13 protein-coding genes are annotated in these 18,980 nt (G+C 56.4%); 5 read left to right on the forward strand and 8 right to left on the reverse strand.

Translation table 11 applies throughout. From position 1 onward, the window contains the following. The first annotated feature begins 22 nt into the window (after nt 1–22). Nucleotides 23–1,483: a DUF1501 domain-containing protein gene (locus CEE69_RS24300; RefSeq protein ID WP_099263204.1), complete on the forward strand. Its 1,461-nt coding sequence runs from the start codon at nt 23–25 to the stop codon at nt 1,481–1,483. A gap of 101 nt (nt 1,484–1,584) precedes the next feature. On the opposite strand, the gene CEE69_RS24305 is transcribed toward CEE69_RS24300, so the two are convergent. After that, nucleotides 1,585–2,493 carry a DUF4349 domain-containing protein gene (locus tag CEE69_RS24305; protein ID WP_233215587.1) on the reverse strand — a complete coding sequence of 303 codons (909 nt, stop codon included), beginning with the start codon at nt 2,491–2,493 and terminating at the stop codon, nt 1,585–1,587. Between the two features lie 204 nt (nt 2,494–2,697). Further along, nucleotides 2,698–4,029, reverse strand: a complete 1,332-nt coding sequence (locus CEE69_RS24310; RefSeq protein ID WP_099263205.1) for a hypothetical protein — start codon at nt 4,027–4,029, stop codon at nt 2,698–2,700. Between the two features lie 142 nt (nt 4,030–4,171). Between CEE69_RS24310 and CEE69_RS24315 the strand changes: the two genes are divergently transcribed. Beyond that, nucleotides 4,172–5,482, forward strand: coding sequence for a DUF1570 domain-containing protein (locus CEE69_RS24315; protein ID WP_099263206.1), 1,311 nt, complete (start codon nt 4,172–4,174; stop codon nt 5,480–5,482). 85 nt (nt 5,483–5,567) lie between these two features. On the opposite strand, the gene CEE69_RS24320 is transcribed toward CEE69_RS24315, so the two are convergent. Together CEE69_RS24320 and CEE69_RS24325 are read right to left on the reverse strand one after the other, a co-directional pair. Further along, a complete protein-coding gene (locus CEE69_RS24320; RefSeq protein WP_099263207.1) occupies nt 5,568–6,992 on the reverse strand; it encodes a Gfo/Idh/MocA family protein in 1,425 nt (474 codons plus the stop codon). 142 nt (nt 6,993–7,134) lie between these two features. Then, a complete protein-coding gene (locus tag CEE69_RS24325) occupies nt 7,135–8,469 on the reverse strand; it encodes a peptidylprolyl isomerase (RefSeq protein WP_233215589.1) in 1,335 nt (444 codons plus the stop codon). A 433-nt stretch (nt 8,470–8,902) separates the two neighbouring features. Here CEE69_RS24325 and ispF point away from each other — a divergent pair, with 433 nt between their 5' ends. Beyond that, entirely contained in the window at nt 8,903–9,400 is a 498-nt protein-coding gene (gene ispF, locus CEE69_RS24335) for a 2-C-methyl-D-erythritol 2,4-cyclodiphosphate synthase (protein WP_099263209.1), read from the forward strand. Nucleotides 9,401–9,418: 18 nt separating this feature from the next. Here the strand turns inward: ispF and fliD are convergent, their stop codons facing one another. The 3 genes from fliD to CEE69_RS24355 form a co-directional block, all read right to left on the reverse strand. Then, nucleotides 9,419–11,800, reverse strand: coding sequence for a flagellar filament capping protein FliD (gene fliD / locus CEE69_RS24340; protein WP_099263210.1), 2,382 nt, complete (start codon nt 11,798–11,800; stop codon nt 9,419–9,421). A 625-nt stretch (nt 11,801–12,425) separates the two neighbouring features. After that, entirely contained in the window at nt 12,426–12,806 is a 381-nt protein-coding gene (locus tag CEE69_RS24350) for a hypothetical protein (RefSeq protein WP_099263212.1), read from the reverse strand. 105 nt (nt 12,807–12,911) lie between these two features. After that, complete coding sequence (locus CEE69_RS24355) at nt 12,912–13,658, reverse strand: hypothetical protein (RefSeq protein ID WP_233215590.1); 747 nt, start codon at nt 13,656–13,658, stop codon at nt 12,912–12,914. A 150-nt stretch (nt 13,659–13,808) separates the two neighbouring features. On the opposite strand from CEE69_RS24355, the gene CEE69_RS24360 reads away from it, so the two are divergent. Both CEE69_RS24360 and CEE69_RS24365 read left to right on the forward strand, forming a co-directional pair. Beyond that, a complete protein-coding gene (locus CEE69_RS24360) occupies nt 13,809–16,286 on the forward strand; it encodes a DNA gyrase/topoisomerase IV subunit A (RefSeq protein ID WP_099263213.1) in 2,478 nt (825 codons plus the stop codon). 89 nt (nt 16,287–16,375) lie between these two features. After that, a complete protein-coding gene (locus tag CEE69_RS24365; protein WP_099263214.1) occupies nt 16,376–18,289 on the forward strand; it encodes a DNA gyrase/topoisomerase IV subunit B in 1,914 nt (637 codons plus the stop codon). 111 nt (nt 18,290–18,400) lie between these two features. Here CEE69_RS24365 and CEE69_RS24370 read toward each other — a convergent pair whose 3' ends face one another. Then, a complete protein-coding gene (locus tag CEE69_RS24370) occupies nt 18,401–18,961 on the reverse strand; it encodes a shikimate kinase (RefSeq protein ID WP_099263215.1) in 561 nt (186 codons plus the stop codon). Between the last annotated feature and the right edge of the window lie 19 nt (nt 18,962–18,980).

An 18,980-nucleotide genomic window follows, 5' to 3' on the forward strand; every position in this document is an offset into this window, starting at 1 on the left:
CTTTCTCAAAAGCCTTTCCTCGATGTCCACTCCCAACCTTTCCACGAGCGGTCGGCACTTCTTGAATCGTCGCGGGTTCCTTGGAAACGCGGCGACAGGTTTGGGATCCATCGCACTGTTGGACTTGCTGTCGAAAGATTGCCTTTTGGCTGATCAGCCACAGATCGATCCAGCCCGTCCTTTCGCGACGCGGACCAGTCACCTCCCTGCAAAGGCCAAGAATGTTCTTGTGATCTTCTGCGCGGGCGGTGTCAGCCAGTTGGAAACATGGGAATACAAACCCAAACTGATCGAACTTGACGGACGCCCATTGGAAGGAGGCCCCGCGGTCACCTTTCAAGGACCGGCGGGCGACTTGGCACGTCCGCAATACAAATTTCGCCAACGCGGACAAACTGGAAAATGGGTCAGTGACATGATTCCGCACCTGGCGGAGTTGACGGATGACATCGCGTTCATTCATTCGCTAACCAGCATCACCAACACCCACGGACCAGCCGAAAACTTTTTGTCGACGGGCAGCCAACTGGATGGTTTCCCGAGCCTGGGTGCATGGACCAGCTATGCATTGGGAACGGAGAACCAGAACCTGCCCGCTTATGTGGCAATTCCGGATCCGCGAGGTGTGCCGCAGAACGGTTCCAATAACTGGGGACCTGGCTTTCTGCCCGCTGCGTTTCAAGGGACAACCGTCAGTTCCAAATCACCGATCCGGCACCTCCAGGCCCCAGGTATCTCCGACGCGGCGGACGAAGCGAGCCGATCGTTGCTCCAACGAATGAATGAACGCCATCTGGATCAACATCCCGGTGACAGCAAACTGGCGGCTCGAATCGCGAGCTATGAGTTGGCCGCGCGGATGCAGTTGAGTGTCCCCGAGATCACGGACTTGAGCTCCGAACCCGCACATGTGCTGAAGAGTTATGGGGCGGATGACGAGTCCAATCCAAACCGTGCCGCTTACGCGAAAAACTGCATTCTGGCTCGACGCTTGATTGAAAGCGGCGTGCGATTTGTCCAGTTGTTCAATGGAGCCTACGCCAGCGGTGGGGCTCTGAACTGGGACGGGCACGGCAAGTTGAAGGAACAGTACGACACACACGCTGAGATTTTGGACCAGCCCACCGCGGCGATGATCAAAGACATGAAAGCCCGTGGGCTCTTGGACGACACGCTGATCGTATGGTGCACCGAGTTCGGACGGATGCCGTTCTTTCAAAAAGGTGCCAAAGGTCGTGATCACAACCCGGATGGATTCACGTGTTGGATGACGGGGGCCGGGGTGAAGCCAGGTGTCAGTCACGGGATGACGGACGAACTAGGTCAGAAAGCGGTCGAGGACATTCACCCGCTCTATGATTTGAACGCCACGATTCTGCACCTGTTGGGGCTCGACCACGAGCGTTTGACTTTCGAACACAACGGCATCGAGCGACGCTTGACGAACGTCGAAGGCCATCTGATTCGCGAAGTTTTGGCGTAGCAAACTCGCGGTTTCATAGTCGGGATGTGGTTGAGGATCAGCGTGCCGGATGGTCGGATGTCGCCACCCACCATCCGGTGACCATGGGCTCGTGTTCGCTGCTACTTCGATCGCTTGCGAAGGATGCGTCTGCCCACGGCAACGCTCACCAGAATCGGAACGGCGAACACGAACAACCACGGCAGGACCGCGATTGCGGCGATGGCTATGTTTTCACCGGTCTGCTTCATCGCGTTGATGGATTCCGACCATGACATTTGGATCCGTGAGCTGAATGTTGGTGACGCCGGAGGAACGTACTCCTTTTCTTCGCGGCACTTGATCGTGATGGTCGCCAAAGAAGAACGATCCGCTAGTACTCGCAAGCGTCCTTCCATGCGTTCGACTTCTTCGCGAACACGTGATAGTTCACGTTCGATCTCCAAGACATCGGAAAGCTTTCCGGTTCGTTCCTCGAGCATGGTGATGATGCGTTCTTCCAGCTTCTTGTTGTTTCGGATTCTCGCCTCAACGTCGACGAACTCCGCAGTGACATCTTGAGCGTCTTCGGTGCGAGATTCGGCGAATCCCAATCCGGTGACGCCTTGAAGGAAGTCCACGTAGTTTGCGACTGGTATCCGAGCAACCCACAGTCCAGACTGTCGATTGTTGTAGCGGCGATTCGTTTCGCTATTGGAAATGAAACCCCCATGCTGATCGACAAGGTCCGGCAATTCTGATTCGAAGATCGCGTATTCTTTCACGACCAGAGAAAGATGCGTGTTGTAGACGATTCGGCGATTTGATTTTGCAACCTTGCTTGTTTGATCGTCTTCCAATGCCCCAGAGTCAGCCTCATCAATCTCCGAACTTCGGTTCGGAGTTTGAGCAACTGAGAAAGCTGCTGCCGTTCGTTCCTGAACGGCTTGCTCGCTCACCAAGTCAAGCTTGGTAGAGAATTGACTGGACTGCTGACCGCATCCTGCGATGGAAAGCAAGATAAGAAGAAGACCGTTGCGAAAATGTTCCATGTTGATCGTCATTGGTCATGTTTTGGTTGGACGGGTATCGACGGATCACTGATCGGTGCAAAGCACGATGTGAAACGAACGGGCATTCCTCACCGAACTAACGCTTCTCACCGGCCAATTATTAGGTAGCAAGTGCATCCGCCTCGCAAAATGATGGGAGTTGGTTGGCGGTGTGTCGAACCGGCACTTGTTTCATGCTCATTGCTAAGGTGTAGGAATGTCGTTGAGGATGAAGTCGACGGCATCTTGGGCAACGGACGTCGGTGATTCGTAGATCAATTTGGATCCCGGTGGCGGTGATCCAGCGGCACCAAAGTCGAACAGGTATCCGATGCCGACGCCTGAGTCGGTTTGACGAAACACTTCGTATCCCAAGTGATCCAGTCGCGTTTCGTCTTCCAACAAGACATAGGCTTCATTCTCAAAGATCCATTGTCGATGGCTTTCAAGCGATCGGCCAGCGGAGTCAAGTTCAACACCGACGCGAATTTCGCGAAGCGGATCAGCATCGCGGACGGCCTCGATGGAAACCGTCATTTGGTCTTCGGTATGGGACGCGGCGGTCTCATTCAAATCCAACGCGAACTCTTCCCGTCGACCGGGGATCATCGCAGTGAGAGTTCCGGACAGGCGATCGATTCGTTCGGCCGGAAGGTTTGGAAGTTGCAACGGCAGGAAGAATTCGCTCTGGGCCATCTCGCTGTTCGTCGCGATGTCGATGGTCTCGCCGCTTGTTTGAGGAACCAATGCTTCGCCCGAATCGAGTTTTCCATTGACGGCGCTGATTGGCAGTGACAGGCCAATGGGAGTTCGGTTGGGTTGCCACTCGATGGATAAATTCAAGTTCAACCCACTCAGTTCTGGCGAACGCAAAACACGTCGGGCGGTTACCACCGTGGGTTCAAGTCGGTAGATCCCGATGTACGCGGCCGACTCGACACGAGACGGGCGGTTTTCCTTCCGCGGGATCAGCATCAACTTCGTTCGATCGCCGCCGTAGAAATTGATGTCCAAGTTGGCTTGATCGAGCACATGATCGACCGCGTGCCAAAAGTTCAACGGCGAACGCGGAGCTTGAATCGATTGATTGGGATCCACTCCCGGGCCGGCGGATTCGAGATCGAATTCAACTTCACTGACGGTTGAGATCGCTTCCAAAGCTTCACCGAGCGTTTTGGCGTTTTGCATCCGAATCAGTTGAGCTTCGACATGCGTCTCCGCTTTCCGTTTCGCCCATTCCGCACGGACTCGATTGAGGCGTTCGCGAGCTTCAATGGACAGGTCATCAAGGATCGCGGGGAGATAGTCGGAAGCATTCGGACCCGCTTTGATCAGCTTCTGCTCGGCAGCTCTTCGCGTCTGCGCTTCGTCAGCATCCAATTCCGCGATCCAAAGTGGAACCTCCAGTTCCAGGTCCGTCGCATCGGAAGCGTCCTGTGCAAGCACAACGGATCCAACGGAGGCGGGCAGCAAGAGTGCCAGGAAGGTCACCGCAATCGGAACAAGCCGTTGGAACGCGATGTAAAAACGGTGCATGTCAAGCTTTCGAGATAAGTTTTGAACTGAATATCAAACAGTCGGCGTTACAACCGCGAGGGTATGAGGAACCTTCCGTTCAAAAAGGTTGACCGTCCGCCCGCTCCTTCAATCTTAACCTAGGCTTGAGTAGATCGCGTGGGTGTTGCGGGGCATCAACGGTTCGGTTGTATTCCTGCGTTGTTCCTCGCCGTTGATTTCCATCATGTCGATGACTTTCACCACCGTCGCGAAAATGTTGAGTATCGGGCCCTCTGGCACCCAACATCGATGCCTCACGCCTTTCACTGGGGTTCGTTCGTCTCAGAAGCGAGCGGTCGCGTTGATTGCTGCCATCGTTTTGGGCGGAATGTCAGCCGGCGACGCCATTGGTGAACCCGTCGCACCGGCTTCGCCTGAACCTGCCAAGCACTTGGTGTCATCGAAATCGGTGACTCCTTCCATTCGGCCCGGGTTGGTTGAGTTTCGAGTTGGAAACAGCTGGCAAAGCGGTCTGCATCTGATCGAGTCGCAGACCGAGTCACTGGTCATTGGTCGAGACGGATGGCTGCACACGATCAGTCGAGCGGACAAGTCGCAGGCGATGCGGTCGATTGGCGGGCAATTTCACCCCACATCCTCGGTCGAGCTCCGCAATCGATTGCGAGCTGAATTTGGTCGAGAGTTTGAAGTCATCGCCACACAGAATTTCTTGGTGGTGCAACCCAAAGGCCGCGGAAACCGTTGGCCCAAAATGTTCGAGCAATGCCATCGATCGTTTGTCACGTACATGGAACGTCGCGGCGTGAAAGTCCGCCAAGGCCGATTCCCGATGGTCGCGGTTGTTTTGCCGGACGCGAGAGCGATGTATGACGAGATCGCTCGTTTGGGAATCGATGTTTCTCGTGTCGCGGGACTGTACGCAAATAAGTGCAATCGAGTGATGACCCATGACGGCGGGGCGATCAGCATGATTGCCGCCACCGTTCGTCACGAAGCCGCCCATCAATCCGCATTCAATTGCGGTGTGCACAGCCGCGTGAACGACACGCCGAGCTGGGTGACCGAAGGCATCGGGCAAATGTTTGAACCCGATGCGATGAGTTCCGGGCGATCCGGAACCCGATTGGTCGAACGAGTGAACACAGATTCCGTCCGGCAACTTCGCGACACAATCGACATGGACGACCCCAACGAGGTGGCTCGATGGGTCGATCGCATGATTCGGAGCGACGATCTGTTTCGCAATCCAACGACCATTCACACCGCGTACGCGTTGGCATGGTCGATGATGTTCTACTTGGCCGAACGAGACACCGAAGCTTTCGCGGATGTCCTGAACTTCACGGCCACGCGTCCACCATTTGAAACCTATCGATCCGGTCAACGAATGATCGATTTCGAACGAGTGGTTGGGACCGACGTGCGAGACTTCAGCAACCGGCTGACCCGGTTTGTCGCGAGTCTTCCGTAGAAGACATTGCCCATAGAGACGTGGGCCAGCGTCATCAGGCCGATGACTTCCAACAAAATCGCACCGATTCGGATCGGTGCGTCTTCTAAATGACTTTGGTTTGGCCTGGGATTGCAACTTCATAGTTGCCATTGGGGAGTGGCTGAACCGGAGCGATGTCTCGCAGGGAATGCATCGCGTCCACATCGGCCAGCCATTGCTCGCTCTGCAGGGCCTCGTTCCAACGCACGATCTTGCCCGAGTAGCTCGCCATTCGCCCCATGATCGCGGTCATGGTGCTGGTTGCTCCGTAGTCGCCTTCGTTGGGAATCTCGCCATTTCGAAGTGACGCGAATAAATCGTTCTGAGCTTGTTGGCAACCTTTGTCCTTGGAGTTCTTTTGCGAACTCTGCCAGACGATCTTTCCGGTCGTGTCGCGAATGATCGCGGCACTGACGTCACAACTGCCCTTTGTGCCATGGACGTGTTCGCTGACACTGTTCCAACATCCTCGAACGTGCCGGCACTGGCTGAGCAGCCGAACGTCATTGGAGTAAGTGAACTCGACCATGTGGTGATCGAACGTTTCACCAAGCGTCTGGTCAGATCGCGTGTCACGCCCACCTTGGCCTTGAGCCGTTGCGGGGTGCTCGCCCAGCAACCAGTTGATCACGTCCAAATTGTGAACGTGTTGTTCCGCGATGTGGTCTCCGCCGATCCAATTGAAGTGTTGCCACTGACGCAGCTGATATTCCAGCTCGGAAACGTTGTTTGGACGCGGGCGAAGTTTGGATCCGGCACCGTTCCAGTAGGCACGTGCGAAGATCGGGTCGCCGATCGCTCCTTCATGCAGTTGTTCAATGCATTCGCGATAGCGAGCTTCGTGATGACGCTGCAAACCAACGGCGACTGCCAAACCCTTTTGCTGAGCGATTTCGTTGGCGGCGAGCACACGGCGTACTCCGGGGGCGTCCGTCGCGACTGGCTTTTCCATGAAGACGTGCTTGCCAGCTTCGACAGCCTTTTCGAAGTGCAATGGGCGAAAGCCAGGAGGAGTCGTCAGGAAAACGATGTCGGCATCGCTTTGCAGCACGTGCTTCCAGCCGTCCAGGCCGATGAATCGAGCTCCCTCGACATCGACGCGTTGGCCATGCGAATCACTCTTTCCGTGCTTGCTTTTGATGGCTCGGTAGGAAGACTGAACGTTGCTTTCGAAGACGTCCGCCATCGCGACCAAGCGAGTTGCGCCGTCGGTGTTCATCGCCTGGATCACCGCATTCGTACCGCGACTGCCGCAGCCGATCAGACCGATTTTTAGCGTATCGTCACCGTAAGCATGGGCACCGCGGGCGACGCTGAGATTGGTCCCCAGGACGCTGCCGCCGGCGAGCATGATGCCGCCACTTTGGATAAAAGTTCGACGACTTGCACGCTGGTTCATCACAACCGACTGTTCGGAAACGGCATCTTGGCCGCCGTCCGTCTGGCTTGATGGCGCGTTCTCATTGCGAGCAGAGGTGCGTTTGGGCATGAAGTGTTCGCGAGGGTGGGATGTCGTCGAGGTGGGAACGGGGCCGTCTGTTGCCGCCGTTTGGTGCGTCCAGTCTAACCCCGTTGCAAAGAACGGACCAACAATTGGTGGTCTGCGAGTCGCGAAACTGGCAAAAGTGAGGTCATTCCGCCGGTTTTTTCAGCTTGATCAGGCCCGCTTCTTCGGCCTTCTTCAGTTCAGCTTGGACGTCGACGTAGTTCGGTTCGGGCAATTCCGGTCCTTTGCGAACGATTTCTGCGGAGATGATCGCATCGGGTGGCAGCTGAAGCTTCTTCTCATCGGACTCCGACGGGTCCTTTCGCCGCATCGCACTGACGCGATCCATTCCGTCGATCACACGTCCAAAAATCGTTTGCTGACTGGATGCTCCCGCGACGGGTAGAAAGAAGATCGCAAATTGTGAGCTGGCGGAGTTTTCGATGAACCGGCCTTCGCCCATTGGAATCTTTGCCATCACCACGGATCCGCGAAGGGCGTGATGCGATTTCTCTTGGTCATGTTCGTCCATCAGGAACTTGCCGCTGTTGCCGCGTCCGTCACCGGTCGAATCTCCCGACAAGGCGAGCATGTTGGAAACGACTTGCGAAAAGTCCAGTCCATCGTAGAAGCCTTCTTCGACCAACTTCAAGAAGTTGGCAACCGTTGATGGTGCTTCGCCGGGATAGAGTTCCATCAACACATCGCCGCGGGTGGTTTTGAATCGAACTTGGGGCAAGGCGTCCCGATCGATCGTTTCCATCAGCTCCATTTCTTCTTTGTATTGCCGCTCCAGCTCATCCAAGAAGTGCTTGTTCGCCATGTCGACCTTTTCCAACTCGTCCGGCTTGAGCGTCTCGTAGACCTTGCGAGCTGTGGCGAACTCACCGTTGGAGATCCCGGCGCGAGCGGCGGTGAGGAAGAGATAGCGATAGTTCTGGCCGATGTCGATCAATCTGGCCGCGGCTTCGTAGGACGTGGCGCTGTAGATGTCATTGTCGAAGTGATGCTGAACCATCGTGACCATGTAGCTGGCCGCTTCGGGACTGGGAAGCAATCGGAAAACCTTGACCGAGTTCTCCATTTGTTCCTGCATCAGATCCCATGTCTCGTGCTGCTGCGCCCGGAAGGCTTTCGCGGCTTCGCGGCTGCGGTCGATGTCGTTGTTGAATCGAATGTGCAACTGGCGAAGTTGCAGCATCGACTCGAGCAGCTTTTCATGAGTCGCTTTGAACTTCGCGTAGGTCTCCTCCGCTTCTTTGCGAACGTCTTCTGGCATCTCCGCCAAAGTTTCCGCAATCATTTTGGGATCATCTTTGACCCGTCCGCCATCGACGTTCTGGCTGGGGGGCTGCGCCGCTTCGGCGGCCGGGGCACCCGTTCCAGCGTCCGCCCCCGATGCATCAACGGCATCGGTCCCAGGTGGCTGCGCCGAGACTTGTGCATTCGGGCCGGCGAAGTTCAATCCAGCTACCAGCATTGCCGCTGTCAAAGCAGGCACGGCAGCGAGGCGGCGCGACCGTCGAAAATGTAGGTTCGAGAAAGCGAGCATTCGAAAAGCCGAGGAGAGAAAACGTGCGGAGGAGCGAGAAAGCACACCAAATTGGAAGCGATCGCGAAAGGGCGGGGCCCCATCCGAAAGTTGGTCCAGGAGGTTCCTTGTCCGGCACGTACGCAAGAAACCGGGGGATGGTTTGTTCTGGTCCAAACATTACGTTGATTGCCGTCGAACGGCTTGTTGACTTTGTTGTAGTTTGGCCATTCTTGGCCGACATCCATGACTCTGACGGGCCAGCGTGCCCATCCAACATGCCGAAAAGGTCTTTGACGACAAAATCGACAAGCTGCGAAAGCTGCAAGCTGGCTGATTCAGCGTCAATTCACTCGATCCTGACTCTTTGACGGTTCCATCGATGACCACTTCTCAACCGCTCCTTTTTCGAATTGGACTGGGTTACGACTCGCATCGACTGGGCGAAGGCGGGCCGCTGCGAGTTGGCGGCGTGGACATTCCCGGTGAATTTCACGCGATCGGTCACAGCGACGCGGACGTTTTGTTGCACGCGGTCACGGATGCTCTGATGGGCGCGATCGCGGGACCTGACATTGGGCGATTGTTCCCGGACGATGCCGAAGTCAATCGCGACCGGGATAGTCGCGACTTTGTCGTCGAAGCTCTTCGCCGCGTGCAGGAAGCTGGTTACGAGATCAACAATCTCGATGCGGTGATTCTGGCTCAAAAGCCGAAGATGGCGTCGCACATCGACACGATGCGAGAGGTGGTCGCTGAGATGCTGCAAACCGATGTTGGTCAAATCGGTTTGAAAGCGAAGACCGGCGAAGGAGTCGACGCGGTCGGGCGTAGCGAAGCAATCGCTGCGCGGGTAGTTGTGATGCTGACTCGTCGCTAGAACGCGACGAAGCGTGGATCACTCGGAACCAACCGGTCCGATGTATTCAATCGCGCCGATGGACGAAGTGTTCGCCTGGATTTTGGCGATGGCTTGTTCCATGTCGTAGTACTGCTTCAGCAGTCGTTCTCGCTGAGACTCCAACAGATCATTCATCGAATCGACGCGATCGTCGTTGCGTTCGATGTGGGCACTCAGAGTTTGCGTCTTGCGAATCAACATGCCGCCGTCAGCACCGGCGTATGTGTCGGCCAGTTGCTTCAGTTGCCCAACCATTCCGATGTTTTCGTCATCGTCATTGGTCTTGTTGAAGAACTCTTCCACGGCAGCGGAGTCGGTCGCAAGAGCGGACTTCAGCTTCGTTTCGTCGACCTGCAATTCACCGTTCTCATCCATTCGGACGCCGATTTGGCTGAGTGAACGAATCGAGTCGCCGCTGCTCAACGGAAGCGTCCCAGTCAAAAGTCGCGAATATCCGTTTTGGATTCGCAACGTCTCGGTTGATCCGAACAACAATCCGACTTCATTCGCTTCGGCGTCGAAGAACGTGACCTCTTCGATGTTGTCGATCAATTTGTTGTATTGATCCGCAAAACGTTTGATCGCGGAAACGATCGTGTCTGGATCGTCTTCGACGTTGACGGTGATCGGTTCATCCGACACTTCTTTGATGGTCAGGTTCAGCCCACTGATCTCATCCTCAAAGACACCGTCGGTCGATGTGAGGAAACGTTCTGTGCCTCCATCAGTCGCGATCGAAATCAGTGCGTCCTGGCCTTTCGAATTGGTCCGAAGATTCAAGTCGACGCCTTCCAAATTCACCGAGATACGTCCGGCTTCTCCGCCCTTTTTGCTGCGGATCTGCAGTCCAAAGGTACCGTCGGAGTTCGCAACAATCGAAGCGTCCGCGTAGCGATCTGCTTCGTTGATCTTTTCGACGATCGATTCCAGGGTGTCGTCTTCGGTGATATCGATCGTCAGCGATTCACTACCAGTAAGACTGGATCCGGCATCCGCTGTTCCGGCCAGTCCCAAGTTCGCAGCCACCGTGCCTTCGCCGGTGTCGGTGATCTTTAGAGAAGTTGCTCCACCAGCATTGTCGGTGATGACAACACCGTCGCCGCTCTCGTTGAGCGCTGCTTCGACGCCAATGTCGAGTCCATTGATTTGGTCGATCAAGTCGCCGACGGTTTCAATCTCATCAACGGTCAGGTTGATAGCGCCCACGGCACCATTGCTGTCACGGATCGTGAAGCTGCCTGTGCCGACCCCATCACCCGAATTGAGCTCGGAGAGTTTGGTTTCCAGCGTCACCGATTGCAAATTTAGATCTTCGCCGACCACGATATCGTCGGTCGTTGAGGCTGCGATACCAAGGCTGTCAGCGGTGTCGTCGGCTGAGCTGATCTCGAACGTGCCGGGACCTCCGGATACATCGCGAATTCGAAGGCCATTTCCGGCGTCGTTGATTCGTGCGATGACGTCGAGGCCACTGCCGTTGATCGCGTCGATGACTTCATTGAGCGATGTCGCACCGGATACGTCGATGCTAGCGGACGTGCCGTCTCCGGTTTCGATGTCGAGCGACGTCAGTGTGCCGAGACCATTCCCGCCGCCCAATTGCGAGAGGCTGGCTCCGTTCAAAGAATCCACGCCATCGGGCAACGGAATGTCGTTCCCATCAACGCTGTTTGCCGCGACATCGATGCCGTGCAAACCAAGATCGGCCGCCGTTTCCGCGGTGCCAAGTTGTTCGACTTTTAGATTGCTGAAGGTTTGGCCGGTTTGATCGATCAGTTTGATCTTCCCGCCCGATGTCGTTGCCTGAATGCCAACATCGGCGTCGTTGATCGCTTGCAAGACATCGTCGACCGTTCGCGCTTGTGACAAGTCCACTTCGGCGGAGTTCCCGCTGCGGTCGGTCAGCCGGATAGAACCGCCTTCCACACCCAATCCGTTGTTGAGTTGCGACAGGCTGACTTTGGTGTCGACGAAGCCGCTGGGTTTCAGCGTCAACGATCCCGCCAGGCTCAATGCCTCGTCGGTCGAGCTGAATGTTTGTGCCGATGAAACGCTGTGCGTGGCCGCGGTGCGAAGCGTACGAACGAGGTGGCTGCCGTTGGTGACTTCGTCGCGAGTCGAGACCGACAGCGCGTCTTCATTCGACGAGCTTGCGTTCTTGCTGCTGAACAACGCCGACGAACCGAGCGCATCGCCAGCCAACTGCACACCGATCACGGATGCGGTCAGCGAAGCAATTTGGTTTTGTTGCCCGAGCAGTTCCTCGGTTTTGGCGAGAATCCGGTCGCGGGGTTGCGCGCTGATCGCCATCAATTGGTCGACAGTCCCGACGATGTCGGTTCCGGTGACTAATCCGATCGATGATTGCAAGCGAGCCATGACGCACCAAAGAAGATTTGATTTGTGAGACGGAAAAATGCTTTCGTCTCAATCCAGCAAGCTTCTTATCGGCAAAGTCGGCCTGTTCGGTCCACTTTTCGATGCTCGGACTGTGTCTCAAATGAACAGACGTTCCAAAGGCTGAAAACGTGCGTTGAGTTCATTTTGATTCTGGCTGAGTTGCCGGTCGTTTGCGCAATCGCTGGATTGTGACCCTGAAACTTAGGTCGCTGAATCGGACCGAGCCGGCTCGTCGGTGAACAACCGTCCGGTGAGGGCCAAAAGACACGCGGACGACGGGGAATGGAGCGATTGTTCCGGATTCAGCGGCAGAGTTCGGATCCGCTGTTTGTGTGAAGCGGCAATCCGGCGAGTTCGAATCCCAATCGCAATCGAGTTCCACGCCGCAAGCATGAAGCAGAAAGTTCATAGAGCCCGCGCACAAAAAAACGAGACGGTGTCTCCGCCAAACCACCCCCGGACGAGGCGGCTCGGCGGGAACACCGTCCCGAAATGTCGTCATGTTTTGTTACGGATTCGACCGAGGTCATCCGTTTGCCGGTCATTCGCACACGAGAACGCGTTCGAATGACTCAGTGAGTTTTCGTCGACACCCGGTGATTGTTCACCAGGGGCCTCGGACGTAGTACACGCCGAATTGGTCGGTGTGGCTCGGCCAGTTCGGTGTCGCTTGGAAGCGACCGGGAGCGGCTGCTCCTGGCGAGCTCGCGTTGCGACCGTATTGGTGGTAGATCGGGTGATTCGTGTTCTGGCTGACGCCCCACGAATATGTTTGACGCAGGTGAGCGGTTGGCGGAACGACCAGTGCGGTTGGCTGACCGTACGGGGCGTAGTAGTAGTTGCCGTGCCACGCTCGTGTTTGAGCGAAGTTGTGGTTCCAAACTTGGGTCACCGCGTACGGATCAGCTGCTTGGGCTTCTTCGGACGAACCGGCCAAGCCGCTGAAAGCGGCCAAGGCGGCGAGACAAAGGACGATGCGTTTCATAGCTCGGGGATCCTCGAGGTCGGTGGATTTGGCAACAACATTCCGCTGTGAACAACGGACGGGGGGAGTCAGTTTCGCGAAATGATCACGTCGCCGTGGGCTGGATCAGCGAGGCAAACGCAGCGTGTTCCAGTAGAAATTGCTGGCCGCTTGGCGAACTGGCGGGCTGTAATAGATTGCTCGCGTGCGGTTCATACCACGACCATTGTCATAATAGTTGTGGTAGCGGTCTTTGTGCCAATAAAGCATTTCGTGCGGGTACAAAGGCTGATATGTCAGGTAGGTCTGCCCGACATTGGGAGGAACCGGCACAGGCGACACGTACATTTGTGCGTTCGCTGCGTTGGCTGGGCCTTGCGTGTAGTAGTTGTAGAACAGATCAGGCTGTCCATACTCGCGGCCTTGAACGCCCACCGCACCGGATGCTCCGCCGCAGTCACCACTGGCACATCCGCCGGATTCGCTGGAGCCGACGACCGTGTCGCTGATGACTTGCGAGCTGACGATGTGTTCGCCTTGAGCCATTGCGGCGGGTGCTAGCAAAGCGACGCTGGCGGTACCGATGGCAATCGCAGCCATGGTGCGTGAGCGGCGGGTGATTTGAGTGGTGATTGATCGGGCCATCGCCACGGTTGCTTTCAAATTTCGCTTCATCTCGCGTTCCTCCTCGAACGACGACGGACCAGTTGTCTGGCATTTGGTTTCGACGGGAATCGGAAGGAAAATCAGCCGATACAGTTGCGGCGTGATGATCGCGAAAGACGGGGAAGTCGGCCCAGCAGGCACGATTCGCCCAACTCGGACGAGCCTTTCCAACCCAAATCGGCGACCGATGTGAATCAAACGCAGCAATCCGCGGTTTCGCTAACAACCCCGCGGTCGCTATAACCCCCAAACTCGCAAAATGATCAGCGAGTCCACTTTTTCGTTCCGATCTGTTCACTGCTCGACACAGCTCTCCTCTTCACAACGAACGTCCCCAACGATTTAGGTTGATTCCGCGTGGCGAAACGTCGCAAAACCTCCAGTTCCGCATCCAGTCGCTCCAAACGGGGCAAAGTCGATCCGTTTGACGAATCGCTTTTGGCGGAGATTCAAAACATCCCGCTGCGATTCGCGGCCCAAGATCGCTACCTGAACTACTCGTTGTCGGTCATCACCAGCCGAGCGTTGCCCGATGTCCGGGATGGATTGAAACCGGTTCAGAGGCGGATTCTCTACACGATGTCGCAGCAGCGGCTCGACGCGACGGCCAAGCACCGGAAGTGTGCGAAGGTCGTTGGTGACGTGATGGGTAACTACCACCCCCACGGTGACAGTTCGATCTACGAAGCGCTCGTGCGGATGAGCCAGTCGTTCTCGTTGCGGGCGCCGATGATCGACGGCAGCGGCAACTTCGGCAGCATCGACGGCGACAATGCCGCTGCGATGCGATACACCGAATGCCGGATGACGCCGATCGCATCAGAGGTCTTGGCGGATCTCGCCAGCCGCACGGTTGCGTTCAAACCCAACTACGACGGCACGCGAGAAGAACCCGTCGTGTTGCCATCGCGCGTTCCCAGTTTGCTGGTTAACGGAGCCACCGGCATCGCGGTCGGTATGGCCACGAACATCCCGCCTCACAATTTGAAGGAAGTTTGCAACGCGCTGCTGAAGTTGCTGGGCAATCCAGAAATCAAGGACTACCAATTGGTCGCCGGTGATGCGATCCAAGGTCCTGACTTCCCGACCGGCGGGCATATCACCAACACAAAGGAAGAGCTACGCGAGATCTACGCGACGGGCACCGGCACGATCAAGCTGCGTGGCGTCGCCGAAGTCGCGGAGAAGTCTCGAACCGGCGACACGCTTCGGATCACGGAGATCCCGTTTGGTGTCAACAAAGCTGCGATGGTCGAACGCATCGCGGAATTGGTTTACAGCAGCAAGCTGCCTCTCGTGCAAGAAGTTCGCGACTTGTCGACCGAAGACATTCGCGTGGACTTGCTCCTAAAGAAGAACGCTGACGCCGACAAGGTGCTCGCGTATCTCTACAAGCACACGCCGTTGCAAACCAACTTCAACGTCAACCTGACTTGTTTGACGCCCACCGAAAACCCGGAAGTCGGCGCGCCCAAACGGCTCGGGTTGAAAGAGATCCTGTGGTACTTCCTGCACTTCCGTTTGGATGTGCTGACCGCACGACTGACGAACGAACTTCGAGCCCTTGAGAAGCGGATTCACATCCTCGAAGGCTTCGCGTTGATCTTCGATGCTCTCGACGAGATCATCAAAATCATCCGCAGCAGCGAAGGCAAAGCCGACGCCGCGGAAAAGATCATGAAGCGGTTCCCAGTCAAGGAACTCACGCCGGCCCAATCTCGTCGCAAAGTAAAAGCCTCGAATGGATTGGACGCGGAGCAAACCGATGCGATCTTGGAATTGAAGCTGTATCGTTTGGCACGCTTGGAAATCAACGTCGTGCTGGACGAGCTGAAGAAGAAACGCAAACGCGTCGACGAGATCAACAAACTCTTGGCCGATGACCGCGACGATTACACATCGTCCGGCCGTTGGGCGATCATCAAAGAAGAGCTGCAGTCACTGATTTCGGACTACGGAAACACTCCCGCTGGACGACGACGAAGCACCATCGTCGTGCCAACCGAAGAAGTCGAGTACACCGAAGAGGACTTCATCGTCGCGGAAGATTGCCACGTCATGGTCACGGTGGATGGCTGGGTCAAACGGCAAAAACAGATCGCTGATCCCTCGAAAAGCCGCCTGCGACAGGGCGATGCCGTGCTGGCGTGCGTGTCAGGCAACACGCGATCCACGATTGCTTTGTTTAGCAGCCTCGGCGTTTGCTACACCGCGCGGATGATCGACATCCCGGCGTCAACGGGCTTTGGCGAACCGATTCAAAAGCTATTCAAGTTCAAAGACGGCGAAAGGATCATTGCGGCGCTTTCGATGGACCCGCGAATTTTGGGTGACATCAGCGAAGATCCGAAGGGCACCTACTACCCCGCGACGCACGCTCTCGCCGCGTCGACGGACGGGTATGCGTTGCGGTTTGGTTTGCAGCCATTCGCTGAACCAACGACGCGCGCTGGTCGTAAGTTCGCTCGGGTCAAACCCGGTGCCAGCATCGTGGATGTCGTTCCAATCACCGGAACGGAAACCGTGCTCGCTGTATCGGCGGACGCAAGAGCGATGGTGTGTCCTGCCGATGAAATCAACTACTTGTCCGGTGCCGGTAAAGGCGTGCTGCTGTTGAAATTGGCGGCGAGCGACAAACTGCTCGGGTTCAAACCTTCGACTGGAGACCGCGATCTGTTGAACGTGGTGACCAACCGAGGTGCCAAGAAAACGGTGTCGACTGCGAAGTACCGAACGACATCGCGTGGCGGACGTGGCATCGAATTGCAGAAGAACGGCAAGATCGCCGAAATCGTTCGCGACCCGATCGAACCGCCACCCGTCTTCGAAGACTAGCCCCGCGATCGCGCAAGTGAACGCCGCTTGGGCAAATCGCACGAACGCACTCATCCAATTCATCCTTCGACTTCCAACGTCTTCTCTCCATGTCCGTTGCACCGAAAGAATACAACGCCAAAAACATCACCGCGCTGGAAGGCCTCGAGCCTGTCCGCAAGCGTCCCGGCATGTACATCGGTGGTGTTGGCTCCGCCGGTTTGCATCACTTGATTTGGGAAATTGTCGACAACTCAGTCGACGAGGCGATGAACGGTCATGCGTCCGAGATCACGGTCACGTTGCACAAGGACGGTGAAACGGTCTCGGTCAGCGACAATGGTCGTGGCATTCCCGTCGACAAGCATCCCAAGACGAAAAAGTCTGCATTGGAGATGGTGCTGACGGTGCTGCACGCCGGCGGCAAATTTGAAGGTGACAACTACAAAACGTCCGGCGGTTTGCACGGTGTCGGTGCGTCGGTCGTCAACGCACTCAGCAAAGAACTCGTCGCCGTTGTCAAACGCAACGGGGCCCAATATCGAATGGCGTTCAGCCGTGGTCATGCAACTTCAAAGTTGCAAAAACTTCGCGGCACCGTTCGCGGAACTGGCACCGCGATCACGTTCACGCCTGATCCAACGATCTTTCCACGCACGACGTTCAACGGCGAAACGATCAAGCAGCGTTTGGAAACGGCCAGCTTCTTGCATCGCGGTGTGAAGGTCACCTACGTCGATGAAGTCGCGAAAACCCGCGACACGTTTTTGCATGAGAACGGGATCGTTGACTACCTCGGAAAAGTCGTCAAGGAACGCGAAGCTCGCACGATTCACGAGTCGCCGTTCACCTACCGAGTCGATGATGAGGACCGCGTGGAGGTTACGCTCCAGTGGACCGAATCGACCGATGAACACGTCCGCAGCTACGTCAACGGGATTCCAACGGGCAGCGGCGGCACACACGAAAATGGGTTCCGAGGCGGTGTGGTCAAAGCCGTTCGAAACCACATCGACACTCACAGCCTGACGCCTCGCGGGGTCAAAATCACTCACGAGGATATTCGCGAAGGATTGATCGCGATCGTTTCGATCTTTGTCGCCGAACCTCAGTTTCAGGGTCAAACGAAAGATCGGCTGAACAACTCCGAAGCTCACGGGTTGGTCGAGTCGGGCGTTCGGAGTGCGATGGAGCAGTGGCTGAACAACAATCCCTCGGTTGCCGATGCGGTGATCGCGAGAATTGTCGCCGCCGCGCGAGCTCGCGCCGCATCGCGTGCCGCCAGCGAAGCCGTTTCGCGAAAAGGTGGCTCGAAGCGCACGTTGCTGCCCGGCAAGTTGTCGGATTGCGTGTCCGGTGGCAAAGGCAAGTCGGAACTGTTCATCGTCGAAGGTGACTCGGCCGGCGGGAGTGCCAAGCAAGGACGCGATCGAAATTGCCAAGCGATCCTTCCTCTGCGCGGAAAGGTTCTGAACACCGAATCCGCCACGCTGAAGAAGATTCTCGACAACAAAGAAATCCAGGACATGATCGCGTCGCTGGGCTGCGGCATTGGACCGTCAATCAACTTGGCGAATTTGCGTTACGACCGGATCATCTTGTTGGCCGATGCGGACAGCGATGGTCACCACATCACCACGCTTCTGCTGACGTTTTTTTACCGGCATATGCCAGCGCTGATTGCGGATGGGCGGTTGTTCATCGCCGTACCGCCGCTGTACCGGATCGACATCGGCAAAGAAACGTTCTGGGCAGCGGACGAAGAAGATCGCGAACGGATCTTGGCGAAGCACACTGGGCGTGCGAACCCTGAGATCACCCGCTTCAAAGGTTTGGGCGAGATGATGCCTAAGGTGCTTTGGAACACGACGCTCGATCCAACCAATCGGACGCTGCTGAAGGTTGAGATCGATGACCACTTGGAAACCGATCGCACCATCAGCGATTTGATGGGCCGCGACGCATCGGCTCGTTTCCGATTCATCATGGACCGCGCCGAAGACGCCAGCGAAATCGACGTCTAGACCGTAGGATGGGTTCCCAAACCCGTCGAATCCACGCTCCAGCGACGGTCTTGGAAGACCATCGTACAAGCCCGCCTCGTACGATGGTCTTCCAAGACCGTCGATCTGGGTCTAGTTCGGGGCTCGTCCGATGCTCGGCGGGCACGCCTTCAAGACTTCCTCGACGATCTCGTCCATGGTGCGGTGACTCGTGTCGACACGCAGATCGGATGAGGCACGATAGAGCGGTTCGCGTTTACTCATCACCGTTTTGACTTCATCGAAAACCGATTGATCCGTCAGCGAAGGCCTTCGATCGGCGGTGGTCTCATCGCCGGCCAATCGCGCGACCAAGACATCTGGTTCCGCATCCAACCAAACGCACCATCCGGATTCAGCGATCCGATTGCGATTCGATTCTCGAAGGATCGCGCCTCCACCGAGTGCGATCACATGCGTTGGTCGCTTGGAGACTTCCACCAAAGCCGATTCTTCTCGGTCGCGAAAACCGGATTCGGATTCGTCTGCGAAGATCTCGGTGATTGATTTTCCTGCGGTCGATTCGATCACATCGTCCAAGTCGACGACTGGCAGCGACAGCCTTTGCGCTAAAAGTTTCGCAAGCGTACTTTTGCCGCACCCGCGGTAGCCGGTCAAATAGAGGTGCTGAGGTTTCACTTCGTCGTTGTTCATGATGCGAAACGCTACCAGC

It is taken from the genome of Rhodopirellula bahusiensis (genome assembly GCF_002727185.1).
Classification (GTDB): Bacteria; Planctomycetota; Planctomycetia; order Pirellulales; family Pirellulaceae; genus Rhodopirellula; species Rhodopirellula bahusiensis.